The 13907-nt window shown below is 72.7% G+C and carries 16 protein-coding genes; 12 read left to right on the forward strand and 4 right to left on the reverse strand.

From position 1 onward, the window contains the following. Positions 1 to 11 precede the first annotated feature (11 nt). The 3 genes from FHX81_RS18275 to FHX81_RS18285 all read left to right on the forward strand — a co-directional run bounded on the left by FHX81_RS18275 (position 12) and on the right by FHX81_RS18285 (position 4279). Positions 12 to 959, forward strand: coding sequence for an IniB N-terminal domain-containing protein (locus FHX81_RS18275; protein ID WP_141979318.1), 948 nt, complete (start codon positions 12 to 14; stop codon positions 957 to 959). A 108-nt stretch (positions 960 to 1067) separates the two neighbouring features. After that, positions 1068 to 2879: a dynamin family protein gene (locus FHX81_RS18280; RefSeq protein ID WP_141979319.1), complete on the forward strand. Its 1812-nt coding sequence runs from the start codon at positions 1068 to 1070 to the stop codon at positions 2877 to 2879. Then, positions 2879 to 4279 carry a P-loop NTPase family protein gene (locus tag FHX81_RS18285; RefSeq protein WP_141984001.1) on the forward strand — a complete coding sequence of 467 codons (1401 nt, stop codon included), beginning with the start codon at positions 2879 to 2881 and terminating at the stop codon, positions 4277 to 4279. The genes FHX81_RS18280 and FHX81_RS18285 overlap by 1 nt, the downstream gene beginning before the upstream one ends. A gap of 23 nt (positions 4280 to 4302) precedes the next feature. Here FHX81_RS18285 and FHX81_RS18290 read toward each other — a convergent pair whose 3' ends face one another. Further along, entirely contained in the window at positions 4303 to 5118 is an 816-nt protein-coding gene (locus tag FHX81_RS18290) for a LysR family transcriptional regulator (protein WP_141979320.1), read from the reverse strand. Between the two features lie 76 nt (positions 5119 to 5194). Between FHX81_RS18290 and FHX81_RS18295 the strand changes: the two genes are divergently transcribed. Then, positions 5195 to 6082: a PhzF family phenazine biosynthesis protein gene (locus FHX81_RS18295; protein WP_141979321.1), complete on the forward strand. Its 888-nt coding sequence runs from the start codon at positions 5195 to 5197 to the stop codon at positions 6080 to 6082. On the opposite strand, the gene FHX81_RS18300 is transcribed toward FHX81_RS18295, so the two are convergent. Next, positions 6028 to 6453 carry a nitroreductase family deazaflavin-dependent oxidoreductase gene (locus tag FHX81_RS18300; protein WP_141979322.1) on the reverse strand — a complete coding sequence of 142 codons (426 nt, stop codon included), beginning with the start codon at positions 6451 to 6453 and terminating at the stop codon, positions 6028 to 6030. The genes FHX81_RS18295 and FHX81_RS18300 overlap by 55 nt on opposite strands. Before the next feature lie 331 nt (positions 6454 to 6784). On the opposite strand from FHX81_RS18300, the gene FHX81_RS18305 reads away from it, so the two are divergent. Then, positions 6785 to 7771: a LysR family transcriptional regulator gene (locus FHX81_RS18305; protein ID WP_141979323.1), complete on the forward strand. Its 987-nt coding sequence runs from the start codon at positions 6785 to 6787 to the stop codon at positions 7769 to 7771. Between the two features lie 10 nt (positions 7772 to 7781). Here the strand turns inward: FHX81_RS18305 and FHX81_RS18310 are convergent, their stop codons facing one another. Further along, the gene (locus FHX81_RS18310) at positions 7782 to 8582 is read right to left on the reverse strand and encodes an SDR family oxidoreductase (protein WP_141979324.1); all 801 of its coding nucleotides are present in this window, start codon (positions 8580 to 8582) and stop codon (positions 7782 to 7784) included. A gap of 95 nt (positions 8583 to 8677) precedes the next feature. Here FHX81_RS18310 and FHX81_RS18315 point away from each other — a divergent pair, with 95 nt between their 5' ends. The 4 genes from FHX81_RS18315 (at position 8678) to FHX81_RS18330 (ending at position 11756) form a co-directional block, all read left to right on the forward strand. Then, positions 8678 to 9052: a winged helix-turn-helix transcriptional regulator gene (locus FHX81_RS18315; protein ID WP_141979325.1), complete on the forward strand. Its 375-nt coding sequence runs from the start codon at positions 8678 to 8680 to the stop codon at positions 9050 to 9052. A 224-nt stretch (positions 9053 to 9276) separates the two neighbouring features. Then, positions 9277 to 10254: a gamma-glutamylcyclotransferase gene (locus FHX81_RS42860; protein WP_342787213.1), complete on the forward strand. Its 978-nt coding sequence runs from the start codon at positions 9277 to 9279 to the stop codon at positions 10252 to 10254. Between the two features lie 137 nt (positions 10255 to 10391). Next, the gene (locus tag FHX81_RS18325) at positions 10392 to 10988 is read left to right on the forward strand and encodes a DUF4232 domain-containing protein (protein ID WP_141979327.1); all 597 of its coding nucleotides are present in this window, start codon (positions 10392 to 10394) and stop codon (positions 10986 to 10988) included. Then, positions 10989 to 11756, forward strand: coding sequence for an alpha/beta fold hydrolase (locus FHX81_RS18330; protein ID WP_141979328.1), 768 nt, complete (start codon positions 10989 to 10991; stop codon positions 11754 to 11756). 56 nt (positions 11757 to 11812) lie between these two features. On the opposite strand, the gene FHX81_RS40610 is transcribed toward FHX81_RS18330, so the two are convergent. Then, the gene (locus FHX81_RS40610; protein ID WP_170232092.1) at positions 11813 to 12232 is read right to left on the reverse strand and encodes a hypothetical protein; all 420 of its coding nucleotides are present in this window, start codon (positions 12230 to 12232) and stop codon (positions 11813 to 11815) included. Between the two features lie 218 nt (positions 12233 to 12450). Here FHX81_RS40610 and FHX81_RS18340 point away from each other — a divergent pair, with 218 nt between their 5' ends. The 3 genes from FHX81_RS18340 (at position 12451) to FHX81_RS18350 (ending at position 13907) form a co-directional block, all read left to right on the forward strand. Then, positions 12451 to 13254: a hypothetical protein gene (locus FHX81_RS18340; protein ID WP_141979329.1), complete on the forward strand. Its 804-nt coding sequence runs from the start codon at positions 12451 to 12453 to the stop codon at positions 13252 to 13254. A gap of 139 nt (positions 13255 to 13393) precedes the next feature. Beyond that, positions 13394 to 13654, forward strand: a complete 261-nt coding sequence (locus FHX81_RS18345) for a hypothetical protein (protein WP_141979330.1) — start codon at positions 13394 to 13396, stop codon at positions 13652 to 13654. A 1-nt stretch (position 13655) separates the two neighbouring features. Then, the gene (locus tag FHX81_RS18350; protein WP_141979331.1) at positions 13656 to 13907 is read left to right on the forward strand and encodes a prefoldin domain-containing protein; all 252 of its coding nucleotides are present in this window, start codon (positions 13656 to 13658) and stop codon (positions 13905 to 13907) included.

A 13907-nucleotide genomic window follows, 5' to 3' on the forward strand; every position in this document is an offset into this window, starting at 1 on the left:
AGAAATCCATCATGGGCTCCAGCCCCACCACGCTGCACGACTTCGTTCTCGACCTGCTCAGCGACCCGACCGCGCTGGCCGACTTCCAGGCCGACGCCGAGGGCACCCTGGCGAGGGCCGGTCTGAGCGACATCAGCGCCCTGGACGTGCAGGAAGTCATCCCGCTGGTGCTCGACTACGTGCCGACCGGGAGCCTGCCCGCTCTCGACGGCTCGCTGGTCGAGGACCTGCCGCTGGACCTGGCCGACGCGGGCCAGGCCGGTGCGATCTTCCGGCTCAAGGCCGTCACGGACCAGCTCGCGGTGTCGGGTGCCACCGGCGCCGGCGACGTCAAGGCCGCCGTGGCGGGCACGCTCAGCGCGGACGCCGACGGCCTGTCGGTGTTCGGCGGCGTGTCGAGCTGGGACCTGCTCGACGGCGCCGCTTCGGCGAAGCTGTCGGTCGAGGGCGACTTCTCCGCGGTGGGTGACGTGACCGACACCCTGGACGGCACGCTGCACACCGCCACCGGTCAGGTCTCGGACCTGACCGCCACGGCGACCGGCACGCTGGACGGTGCCGCCGCCACGGGTGGGGTCACCGGCGCGCTGCCGCACGCGGACGGCCTGACCAGCACCGCGTTCGGCGCGCTCGACACGCTCAGCGGCGTGGTGGGCGACGTGACCGGTGGCCTCACCAGCTCGCTGCCCGTCGGCGACCTCGGCAACGTCGCGGGCCTCGGCAACGTGGCCGACCTGGGCGACGTCGCCGGTCTGGGCAACGTGGCCGGCGTGTCCGGTTCCGCGCACGGCACGCTCGACCCCCACGGCGCCGCTCCCCTGTCCGACGTCACCGGGACCGTCGCGAACGTGGCCGACACCGCCGGCCTCGGCGGCGTCGTGAGCAACGTCACCGGCACGGTCGACCGCCTGGACCTGCCGGTCGTCGACTCGCTCGGCGTGGACGACCTGCTCTTCTGAGAGCGGTCCACCACCGGGAGGCCGGTCCTGTCCACCGGACGGGACCGGCCTCCGCCGCGTTTCCGGACTTTCACCCGGACGGGTTTTACCGGCACACTCTGCCGGGTGATGTCCGCGCCCTGGCTCGACGTGCTCGACGACACGATCCGGGCTTGCGCTGCGCACAACCGGCCTGACCTGGCCGAACGGTTGCGCGACAAGCGCGCCCGTCAGCTGGACCCCAAGCTCCGCGTGCTCGTCATCGGCGAGCCGAAGCAGGGCAAGAGCCAGCTCGTGAACGCGATGGTGAACGCCCCGGTCTGCGCGGTGGGCGACGACGTCACGACCACCGTCCCGACCTTCGTGCAGCACGCGGAAACCCCGTCCGCGGCGCTCGTGCGCGGCGCGTCCATCGCGAACACCCCCACCGAACGCATCCCGGTGCCCCTCGACCAGCTCGCCGACCAGGTCAGCGCGAACCACTTCCACGGCGGCGACCTGGTGCGCGCCGAGGTCGGCATCCCGCGCGCCCTGCTCGACTCGGGCCTGGTGCTGATCGACACGCCGGGCGTGGGCGACCTGCGGCCCGCGCACACCGCGAGCACGTTCGCCGCGCTGCTCCAGGCCGACGCGGTGCTCATGGTCTCCGACGCCACGGCCGAGCTGACCGGGTCGGAGCTGGAGCTGCTCAGGCAGGTCATGACGTCGTGCCCGAACGTGATCCTGGTGCTCACGAAGATCGACATCGCGGCGCAGTGGCGGCGGGTGGTCGAGCGCAACCGCGCGCACCTGGCCCGCGCGGGCGTGGCCGTGAAGCTGATCCCGGTGTCCGCGGCGCTGCGGCTGCGCGCGGCCAAGACCGGCGACAAGGCGCTCAACGCCGAGTCCGGCTTCCCCGAGCTGCTGACCTGCGTGCAGCAGGACATCCTGGCCGCCGCCGACCAACTGGCCCGCCGCACGATCGCGGTCACCGCCGCGTCGGCGATCAAGCAGCTCGTCGCGCCGGTGCGCGAGGAGCTGTCGGCCCGCGCCGCGCAGGGCCCGGAGCGGACGATCGCCGCGCTGAACGAGGCGCAGCGCCGCGTCGACGAGCTGCGCCGCCGGTCCGCGCGCTGGCAGACCGTGCTGGCCGACGAGATGGCCGACCTGGTCTCCGACATCGAGCACGACCTGCGCGACCGCACCCGCCGGATCATGCGCGAGGTGGAGAGGACGTTCGAGACCGCCGACCCGGCGCTGGGCTGGGACCGGTTCGAGGCGTGGCTCGAGGACAACCTCACCGAGGCCGCCACCACGAACTTCGCCTGGCTGCTCGACCGCTCGGAGTGGGTCGCGGAGAAGGTCGCCAAGAGCTTCCCGGTGGCCCGCGACGACCTGCTGCCCGAGTCGATCTTCCCGGACGACGTGCTGGACCGCGTCGCGCCGATGGACAAGCCGGTGATCGAGCGGTTCAGCCTGGCGCAGAAGGCGTTCACCGGGTTGAAGGGCTCCTACGGCGGTGTGCTGATGTTCGGCCTGGCCACCAGCCTCGCCGGGATGCCGCTGATCAACGCGATCTCGCTGGGCGCCGGCGCGCTGTTCGGCGGCAAGTCGATCATCGACGAGAGCGACCAGCGGCTGCGCCGCAGGCAGGCCGCCGCCAAGGCCGCCGCGGCGCGGCACGTGGACGACTTCTTCCTCAAGTTCGGCAAGGACTGCCGCGACGCGGCCCGGCACATCCAGCGCAGCCTGCGCAACCACTTCTCCACGCTGGCCGAGGAGTTGCAGGAGACGCTGCTCGAATCGGCCCGCAGCGCGCGCCGCGCCGTGCAGGACGACACCACCGAGCGGGAGCGCCGCAACCGCGACGCCAAGCGGGAGCTGGACGACCTCGTGGCGCTGTACCAGCGCGTCCAGGCGATCGCGGGCGGCCAGGCGCCGCCGTTGGGGATCAGCGCATGATGCCCGCGGGCGAGGTCGCGCCGGGCACGACGCTGGAGGACGAGGTCTGGGCGCTGCTGGAGGACGCCCTGTCGGTCTACCGGGACAGCCCGCGCGCGGTGTCGTGGCTGCGCGGGCACCAGGCCCGGTTCGGCGAACCGGTGCGGGTGGCCGTGGCCGGCGCGCCCCGGTCCGGGAAGTCCACCGTGGTCGGTGCGCTGATCGGCGAGGAGTTCGCGCCGACCGGCGTCACCACGTGGTACCAGGACGGGCCGCGGCCCAGGGCGCACGTCGGCCAGTACGAGGTGCCGGTGCTGCGCCGCGACGGCAAGGCGTTCGTCGACGCGCCGGACGCCGAGCGGGTGACCGTGGAGTGGCCGTCGCGGTCGTTGCGCGACCTCACCCTGGTCGACACGCCGGCGGACGCGCCGGTCGAGCAGGTCTACGGCGAGGCCGACGCGGTGCTGTACCTGACCAGGCACCTGCACACGACGGACGTGCGGTTCCTGCGGACCGCGCACGACCACCCGGTCGCGCGGGCCGCGCCGGTGAACACGGTGCTGGTGCTGTCGCGGGCCGACGAGATCGGCGGCGGCCGGATCGACGCGCTGTCCTCGGCCAAGCAGATCGCCCGCCGCTACCGGCGCGAGGCGACCGTGACCCCGTTGTGCCAGAACGTGGTCGCGGTGGCCGGGCTGCTCGCGGTGGCCGCGCGCACCCTGCGGGCGGACGAGTTCGCCGCGCTGGCCGCGCTGGCGTCGTTGGCGCGCACCGAGCTGGACGACCACCTGCTGTCGGCGGACCGGTTCGTGGCCGAGGACTTCCCGGTGCGGCTGGACCCGGCGGTGCGGCGGGGCCTGGTCGACCGGTTCGGCATCTTCGGCGTGCGGCTGACCACGACGTTGATCCGGCAGGGGTTCGACACGCAGGTCAAGCTGACCGGGCAGTTGGTGCAACGCAGCGGGCTGGGCGAGTTGCGGGACTCGGTCGGGGTCTACTTCACCGAGCGGCGCGAGGTGCTCAAGGCGCGGGCCGCGCTGCTGGGGCTGGACGTGGTGCTGCGCGCCGAGCCGCGGCCCGGTTCGATCGGGTTGGCGGCGGCGGTGGAGCGGGTCCTGGCTTCGGCGCACGACTTCCGGGAGCTGCGGCTGCTGGCCGCGTTGCAGGGCGGGCGGACCCGGCTGCCGGGCGAGTTGGACGCGGAGGCGTCGCGGCTGGTCGGCGGGCTGGGGACGAACCCGGTGGTGCGGTTGGGGATGGACCACGAGCCGACGGAGGGCGAGCTGCGGCACGCCGTGCTGGACACGCTGGGGCGGTGGCGGGAGCACGCGGTGGACCCCGCCCTGGACCACGGGCAGCGGCGGGCGGCGGCGGTCGTCGTGCGCAGTTGCGAGGGGATGCTGGCGCAGTTGGTCGGATGAGCGGCCGGTGCGGTGCGACCGGGTCAGTTCAGTGCGGCGGCCACGGCGCGGACGGCCGCGGAAGGCGTGCGGCGGGGGTCGGTGACCAGGTAGAGCGTGCTGTCGGGCAGGTCGCGGACGCGCTGCAGGGTGCCCGCGTCCAGGTGCTCGGCCACCGCGACGCGCGGCAGCACGGCCCAGCCCAGGCCCGCCACCACGCACGACCGCACGGCCTCGATGCTGCCGAACCGGGTGATGCTCGGCGTCGCGGGCAGCTCCCGCACGAACCGGTCGCTGTACGAGCAGCCCTCCTCCAGCAGGAAGTACCGCTCGTCCAGCACCACGCCGGGCGCGCTGACCAGTTCGATCGGCTCCACGCCGACGGCGGTCACCTTCAGCCCCGGCGCGGTCAGCGAGTCCTCCAGCACCAGCGCCAGGTCGAGCGTGCCGTTGCGGACGCCGGCCAGCGCCTGCCGGGTGCCGGCGGGCGAGAGGTGCACGGAGATGCCCGGCCAGCGCATGGCCACGTCGGCGACCCGCTGCGGCAGCCGGTAGGCGCACACCGACTCGGGCGCGGCCATCCGCACGTCGCCCTCCACCGCCGTGCTGCCGCGCACGGCGTCACGCAGGCGCTGCTCGGCGGTCAGCACCTCGCGGGCGTGCTCGACGGCCTGCCGGCCCGCCTCGGTCAGCCGCGCGCCGCTGGGCAGCCGGTCGAACAGGCGGGCACCGAGGTGCCGTTCCAGGGCTTTGACCTGGCTCGTCACCGTCGACTGCACGAGGTGCAGCTCCGCCGCGGTGGCGGTGAAGCTGCCCGTGCGGGCGAGCACCAGGAGGGTGCGCAGGAGGCGGGTGTCCACCGCATCGACAATACCGATCGAGCACATCGCTGGGAATCGTTGGACTCGATGGTAAGTGGTGGGAGAGGCTGTCGACATGAACGACGTGCCTGAACCCGCGGTGCTCCGCTACACCGCTTTCACCACCGACCCGGCCGGCGGCAACCCGGCCGGTGTCGTGCTCGACGCTACCGGCCTGGACTCCGCGGCGATGCTGGAGATCGCCGCCGCCGTCGGCTACTCCGAGACCGCGTTCCTGGTGCCGCGCGACGCCGGTGGTGAGTTCGACGTGCGGTACTTCAGCCCGCTGGTGGAGGTGCCGTTCTGCGGTCACGCCACCGTGGCGTCCGCGGTCGCGCTGGGCCGGACGGGCACGCTGCGGTTCCACACGCCGGCGGGGTTGGTGGAGATCGCCGCGACGCCCGACGAGGCGAGCCTGACCAGCGTGCCGACGTCGTCCACGCCCGCGTCGGGGCGGGACGTGGCGGAGGCGTTGCGGGCCCTGCGGTGGTCGGCCGAGGACCTCGACCCGCGCTACCCCGTGCACTGGGCGTTCGGCGGGTCGCGGCACCTCGTGCTGGCCGTGCGGTCGCGGGAGCGGTTGGCGGCGCTGGACTACGACTTCGACGCGCTGGGCGACCTGCTGCGGGCCCGCGACGCGGTGACCGCGCAGCTGGTGCACCAGCGGGACGAGGACGTGTTCGACGCGCGCGACCCGTTCCCGGTGGGCGGCGTGGTGGAGGACCCGGCGACCGGGTCCGCCGCCGCGGCGTTCGGCGGGTACCTGCGGGCCGTCGGGCAGGTCGGGCGACCCAGGTCGATCACCATCCACCAGGGCGTCGACATGGGCCGGCCCAGCGTGCTCCGGCTCCGGGTGTCGCCCGAGGACCCGCGCGTCACCGTGACGGGCGCGGCGGTGCGGATCGGGGCTCAGACGCGTTCCAGCACCACGACGGGGATCTCGCGGTCTGTCTTCCCGGCGTAGTCGTCGTAGGCCGGCCACACCTCGGTCATCAGCTTCCAGAGCTCCGCGCGCTCCGCACCGGTCGCGGTGCGGGCCCGCGCCCGGAACACGTCCGACCGCACCTGCACCTCGGCCTCGTTGCGGGCTTCGAGGTTGCGGTACCAGGCGGGGTGCTCCGGCGCGCCGCCGTACGAGGCGACGACCACGTACGCGTCACCGTGCGGCTGGTAGATCAACGCGGTGCGGCGGGGCTTGCCGGACTTGCGGCCGGTGGTGGTGAGCAGGAGCGTGAAGACCCCCGGCTGCCACTCGTGCCCTTCCGCGCCACCGGTCTCGACGTACTTGCGGATGTGCTCGTTGACCCAGTCGACCGGGCTGTTCACCACTGCCATGGTTCGACGCTACCGAGAACGCGACGGGGCCGCCGGTCGTGCACTCCGCAATGCCGACCGGCGGCCCCGAACGGGGTGGGGACGTCCGCCTCGCACCCCCTGGCCCGTCGCCTGCTCCTCGGCGTCCCCCGGCGTTCCGCCCGCGTAAGCGGTGTGCCGGGGTCGCTCGACCACGCCATGGGGACGTGGTGCGGGAGCGGGACGGCCAACGCCCCGGTTCAGTAGATCTGGCTCGTGCGGCGCATGTGCTCTCCTCAGCTCGACGGGACTTCGCCAACTATGACGGGCGGCAGGGCTGGCGGCTCATACGAAAGGGGGATAGAAGAGCGTTATGCCCGAGCTTGAGCTCCGCCACCTGCGCGCGGTGTGCGCGATAGCCGAAGAAGGCAGCCTCACGAAGGCCGCCTCGCGCCTGGGCCTCACGCAACCCGCGATGAGCGCCCAGTTGCGGACCGTCGAGCGGATCGTCGGCGGTCGCCTGTTCGACCGGAGCCCCGGTGGTTCCCTGCCCACCGAGCTGGGCAAACAAGTCGTCGGCACGGCCCGGCTGGTGCTCGACGAGGTCGAGCAGCTCGTGTCGCTGGCCCGCGAGCGGACGCGGGACGGCAAGCCGGGGCCGTTGCTGGTGGGCGGCGTGCCCACGTTGTTCTTCGGGCACTTCGTGGAGGAGCTGCGGCGGGTCATCCCCTGTTCGGAGGTCCGCACCGAGATCATGCCCGGCGCTTCGGACCTGCTGGAACTGCTGGTGTCGGGCCAGGTGCAGCTCGCCGTGCTGGACCGGTTCGAAGGGCTGGAACGGCGGGAGCTGCGCGGGCTGGAGCTGCGCCGGCTGGTGAGCGAGCCGCAGTTCGTGGCGCTGCCGGAGACCGACCCGCTGGCCGCCCAGGAGGACGTCGACCTCGCGCAGCTCGCCGACCGCGACTGGGTCGCGCCGCCGGACGAGTTCGTCGGCAACCGGTTGCAGATCTTCACGGCGTGCGCGGCGGCCGGCTTCACGCCCCGGTTCAGCCACCACGTGAACGAGGCCAGCACGGCGCGCAGCCTGGTCGCCAACGGGGCGGTGTCGTTCGCGCTGCCCCAGTCCCGCGGCGGGGAGGGGATCGTGATCCGACCGCTGCGCGGCGCGCCCCTGATGGTGGACCTGATGCTGGCCACGCGGCGGGAGGGGCCCGCGGCGGGGCGGGCGCACGACGTGTTCGCGGCGGCGGCCCGCGCGTACCGGGCGGTGCTCCCCCGCAACCCCGGCTACGCCGCGTGGTGGGAGGAGCACCCCGAGGCGCACCGGGAGATCGACGCGGCCCTGCTGGCGGGTGGTTAGGCGGGCCGGGTCAGGACTTCAGGGCGTCCTCGATCGTGGCGGGGGCGCGACCGATCAGCTCCTCCAGGTCGGGGCGCACCTCGGCGAGCACGCCGCGGCTGATGTTGACCTCGATGTCGGCGAGCAGGTCGGCCACGAAGTCCGGCAGGCCGAAGCCCTTCAGGCCGGCGACGCGGTCGGCCCGGCTCACCGGCTGGTGCGTGGTGCCGGCCAGCGCGGCCAGCTCGTCGAAGCTCCACGCCCGCGGGCCGGTCAGCTCGTAGACGGCGTTCTCGTGGCCCGGCGTGCTCAGCACGACGGCCGCGGCGAGGGCCAGGTCGTCGCGGGACGCGCTGGCGATGCGGCCGTCACCGGCGGCGCTGACGATCGGGCCGGGCGCGTGCGGCAGGTAGTTCTCGTGGTACATCCCGTTGCGGAGGAACGTGAACGGGATACCCGTGGCCCGGATCGCCTCCTCGGTCGCCTTGTGCACGCGGGCGAGGGTCAGCGGTGAGGTGTCCGCGTCGGTGACCGAGGTGTAGACGATGTGCCGCACGCCCGCGTCCGCGGCGGCGCGGACGGCGTTGGAGTGCCGTCGCAGCCGGATCTCGTCCGGGCCGTCGACCGAGACGATCAGCAGCGTCTCGACGCCGGCGAACGTGTCGGCGAGCGGGCCGTCGAAGTCGCCCGGGCGGACCTCGACGCCCAGGCCCTCGGCCTTCTCCGGGTCGCGGACGGAGACGGCCAGCCGGTCGGCGGGCAGGCGGGTGAGGGTGTGCTCGAGGATCAGGGAGCCGAGGTGGCCGGTCGCGCCGGTGATCAAGGTCGTCATGCCGGCAACGGTAGGTGCGACGCTAACTATTCGTAAGTACCTACCTGTTCGTCAGGTACTTACGCTGCGGATAGCGTGCAGGTAGGGTGCCTGCCATGGTGCAGCGAGGTGACGTGTACGACCGCAACTGCCCGACGCGGGTGATCGCGAACCACGCCACCGGGCAGTGGGGCAGCCTGGTGCTCGGCAAGCTCCTGGCCGGCACGAAGCGGTTCGGCGAGCTGCGCCGGGAGGTGTCGGGGGTGAGCGAGAAGATGCTCGCCCAGACGTTGCAGGCACTGGAACGGGACGGGTTGGTGCACCGCGAGGTCCACCCGGTGATCCCGCCGAGGGTGGACTACTCCCTGACGACGCTGGGCGCGCACGCGGCGAAGCAGATCAGCGGGCTGTTCGGGTGGATCGAGGAGAACCTGCCGGACTTCCTGGCGGCGCAGGAGGAGTACGACGCGCGCCGGGTCGAGAACGTGTGACGGATCACGTCCACACCTCCGACCTGTGCGCGGGCGCACAGGGTTGCCATGCGCATGTTACCGGGCAACTGGGCGTTTAGATCGGATGTGTGGCGGGTAAGGGGAAACCAACAGCCGGTGAATTCCGGGGGTGGTTTGCCAGAATGAGTGCCATGACGCAGCCCTTCACGGACGATAGTCACCCGGCCGAGCCCTATCCGGGAGCTCGGCCGGGACACTGCTTCGTGCACCTCGACGGCGCCGGCTGGCCGGTCACGCCCGATCCCGGTGCCGATTCCGGATGGCGGGTCGCCCCCGACGGGCAGGACCTGGACGACTGGCTGGCCGAGCACGGCGAACCGCCGTTGACGGGCCGGATGCCGGTCCTGGCGTACGGGTCGAACGCGAACCCCGCCAAGGTGACGTGGTTGCGGGACGAACTGGGGTTGACCGGCCCGGCGGTGGTGCTGAGGGCCAGGTGCGAGGGGTTGTCGGCGGTCTGGGCCGCCGGGTTGCGCAAGACCGACGGGCAGCGCCCGGCGACGCTCGCCGCCGCGCCGGGCGTCGAGGAGGAGCACGCGGTGTGGTTCGCCACCGCGGAGCAGTTGCGGGTGCTCGACCGGTGCGAGGGGCGCGGGCTGCGCTACCGGCTGGTTCGGGTGCACACCGGGCGGGTGACGTTGTTCAACGGTGGCGTGGTGGACTCCGTGCTGGCGTACACCGGTGCGGGCACGAGGCGGATGCCGTTGCTGGTGGGCGGGCGGCCGGTGCGGTGCGCGGAGGTCGACCAGCGGACGGCGCGGCGGCTCGGCGGGCGACCGGCGGACGGCGACGGGCTGGACGTGACGCCCGTGCACGGCGACCCCTCGCCGGACGACTGGCCGGATCGGGTGTTCGTGTACGGGACGTTGCAGCCGGGGATGGCGGCCTGGGCCGTGGTGGAGCCGTTCGTGGTGGGTGAGCCCGTGCGGGCGTCGTTGTCGGGGACGTTGCACGACACGGGGCGCGGGTACCCGGCGTGGCGGCCCGGCGGTGGCGCGCCGGTGCCCGGGCACGTGCTGCGGGTGGAGCGGCCGGAAGAGGCGTTGCCCGTGCTGGACGAGTACGAGGGCGACGAGTACCGGCGGGTCCGGGTGACGTTGGCCGACGGGCAGGTGTGCTGGGTGTACGTCTGGCAGGCGGCGGTCGGCGACATGCCGGTGCTGTCCGGCGGGTGGGTCTGAGGCGGGGCACCTCGGACGGGTTGTGGAGCAGCGTCATCGGTGCGCCCGATCCGGTGAATTCCTCGCCGATCCACCCAACCGTTCGGTGGTTGGGTACGTCCTCCTGACAAGGACCCGTTTCCTAGCAGGAGGTGGACATGAGGCGACTCGTGGCGTTCGGCGTCCTCGCGGTCGCTCTTGCCGCGTGCGGGAGCCCACAGCAGGCGGCCGACCAATCTTCGTTGGCGGTCGAGCCGTCCTCGGAGTCCGCACCCGCGCCGCCGTCGTCGGCGCCGGTGACGTCCGCGCAGGTCACGGCCACGGCGGCGCCGGCGTCGGGCCGCTGCACGGCGGCGGTGCTGGCGGCGGCGGTGGAGTCGACCGGGGCCGGTGCGGGGAACCGGTACGGGAAGCTCGTGGTGACCAACAACGGTGCGGGGCCGTGCACGGTGAACGGGTACAGCGGCTTGCAGTTGCTGGACTCGGCGGGCAACCCGGTGCCGACGGACTTGCGGCGGACGTCCGACCCGGGACCCGCGCCGGTGGTGCTCGCGCCCGGGACGGCGGCGGCGGCGAACCTGCACTGGACGGTGGTGCCGACCGGTGACGAGCCGGTGGACCGGCCGTGCCAGGAGGAGGCGGTGCGCGCGGCGGCGATCCCGCCCGACGAGACCGAGCCGATGAGCCTGCGGTGGGGGTTGGGTCCGGTGTGCGCCGGCGGGAAGATCGAGATCAGCGCGTTCTACGCTGCCTAGGTGATCGAGTCCAACGTCCCCGGCCACGCCGGGGAGCTCGCCGTCCGCACCTGGCCCAACCTGGACGCCGACTGGCTCGCCGTCATCGTGCACGGGTACGGCGAGCACAGCGGCAGGTACGGGCACGTCGCCGACGCGTTGGTGGAGGCCGGTGCGTTGGTGGTGGCCGCCGACCTCGTCGGGCACGGGCGGTCCGAGGGGGAACGGGCGGTCATCGCCGACTTCGACGGGGTCGTGGCCGATGTCGGTGCCGCGGTGAGCTCGGCGGCGTCGGACCTGCCGACGGTGCTGATCGGGCACGGCGAGGGCGGGTTGATCGCGGCGCGGTACGCGCAGGGCAACCCGCCGGCGGCGCTGGTGCTGTCGGCGCCGGTGCTCGGCACGTGGGAAGGGCTGGACCGGCCCGAGGAGCCGGTGGACCCGGAGCTGCTGTCACGCGACCCGGAGGTCGGCAAGAACTACGCGTCGGACCCGATGGTGTGGCACGGGCCGTACAAGAGGGAGACCTTGGAGGCGCTGGAGCGCGCGCTCGACGAGGTGAACTACGGCCCCGCGTTGGAGCACCTGCCGACGTTGTGGCTGCACGGCGCCGCGGACGAGCTGGTGCCGTTGGCCGAGACCCGGACCGGCACCGACCGGCTGCGCGGGCTGCTGTTCGAGGAGCGGGTCTACCCCGGCGCGCGGCACGAGGTGTTCAACGAGACCAACTCGGCCGAGGTGCTGGCCGACGTGGTCGACTTCGTGCGCCGGGTGCTCGCGTCCGGCTGATCCGTCACCCGGACGGGTGGGGCGGCCGACGCGGCGCCGCCCCACCCCGTCAGGGATCACTCGTCGTAGTCGCTGCCGTCGTCGTCGTCGTAGTCGTCGTCGTCGTAGTCGGCGTCATCGTCGTACTCGTCGTACCAGTCGTTGGAATCGGCCTGGGCCGACGTGTCCCCGGTCCACGCGCCTTCGGGGCTGGACCACGAGTAGCTGTCGAAGTAACCCGCGTTGCCGTCGTACGTCCACGCAGCCACGGTGAACGAGCCCGCGCCGTAGTTGCCGGCGACCTGGTACTGCTCGAAGTAGTACGAGTTGCCGTAGGCGTCGGCGCCGGACGCCAGGTCGTGGACCGTGGCGCCCTCCGCCGTGGCGGACGCGCTGCCCTGGTCGTACTCGACGTCGGCCGACGCGATGCCCGCGGCGCCGATGACGAGCGGGAGCGACAACGCGCCCGCGGCGACCAGTCGGATGATGCTGCGCATGGTGGAACCTCCTTGGCGTAGATGGCCATGCGCTCACATCGTTACCTCGCACGACGCGCCACCGGACGTCGCCGACCGCATCGTGTGAACGGCGGTTGAACCGGCGAAAACGGCCTGATCAGCGGACATCACGAGGGGTGGGCGCAAGTCCCTGCTTATGGGTGACATCAGTGGCACCCTCACGTGCCACACCTGTGTCGTGGACAATTCGCGTCGAGATGGTGGGAGAAGACCTGGAGCTGCTGATCACCGCGGTGGTGGCGGCCGACGACGACCGGCAGGCGCGCGCCGCCTGCGCCGCACTGCTGCGCCAGGTCGGCGGGCGGGTGGTGCGGGCCATCGACTGCTCCGACGAGGAACCGGGCTGCTGGTCGGTGACGATCAGCCGGGTCAGCGGCGAGCGGGCGACGCAGAACGTGGCGGGCGCGCTGGCCCGCGCGGTGCGCACGTTCGTGCGGCAGCTCGGCGACCAGTTCCCCACGCCGCGGGTGGCCTGCGAGCCGCCGACGGCGTGGACGGTGCTGGAGGACCCGGCGCTGCTCGACGGCCTCGTGCCCGGCGCCGAGCGGCTGCTGGTGGAGGCGTGGGCGGGCGGGGACCCGCAGCAGAACCGGCCCGAGGTACCGGCACCGGACCGTTCGGCGCAGGCGCCGGAGCCCGAACGGGTGCGCACGCGGTTGTCGTTGCGCGTGGACGTGGCCACCGACCGGTCCGCGGGCGCCGAGTGGCAGGCGCGGGCGGTAGCGAGCCGGGTCGCGAGAAGTGGCAAGATCACCCGAGTGGCTCCCCACGGGCACCTACTGAGCGTGCACATCGACCTCGGCGCGAGCGTTAATTCGCCCACGGTCGCGCTACAGGACGCCGTGGCGTCGCTGGGCCGTTCGGGGTGGTCGGACGTCGAGTGGTCGGGCGATTCCGGGACGATCCGCTGGTCGGCGTCACCGGTGCCGGAGGCGGGGATCGCCGCGCTGGCACTGACAGCGACTCCGGACTCGGCATTCGTGTGGACGGTGCCGGACTGAGATCGTTTTCACTGCCCCGATCGAGTGGATTTGCACTGCCACCCGGTCAGCCGATCTTGCTTGTGAATCGTGAAACTTTAGGTACTACTTTCAACTATAGGAACTCGAGCAGTTTCGCCAGGAGGGGTCGGGATCCGACATGGCCAGCATCGAAGAGGTCCGCGCCGCGATCGCCCAGGCCGTCGAGAAGGCGGGCCAGAGCGTCAACGCCCTGCAACAGGCCGCCGACCTGGCCGAGGACGCCCAAGCGCTGCTGAGCACGGCGACGCAGGGCAGCGTCCAGGCCGACGTGGAGCAGGCGAACGCGCGGTTCGCCGAGGTGGTCAGCGGCGTCACCGACCTGCAGAAGCACCTCGGCGCCGGGATCTCCCAGGCCGAGAGCATCAACTCCAGGTTGTGACGTGACCTCGGTAGGTGACGTCAAGCTCGCGCTCGAGCAGAGCTGCGAGTTCCTGCGGGACGCCTACCGCAGCGTCCGGGAGGCCCAGACCGCGTTGGACGAGGCCGTCGACATCCTGCTCGACGCGAGCGCCGACCACCACGAGTCCCTGGTGCCGCCCGGGTTCCTGGCGGCCGGCGAGCGGTTCGCCGACGAGTTGGAGCTGATCGTGGGCAGCCTGGAACTGGTCCAACGCCTAGCCGTGGAGCTGTGA

The sequence above is a fragment of the Saccharothrix saharensis genome (genome assembly GCF_006716745.1).
Classification (GTDB): domain Bacteria; phylum Actinomycetota; class Actinomycetes; order Mycobacteriales; family Pseudonocardiaceae; genus Actinosynnema; species Actinosynnema saharense.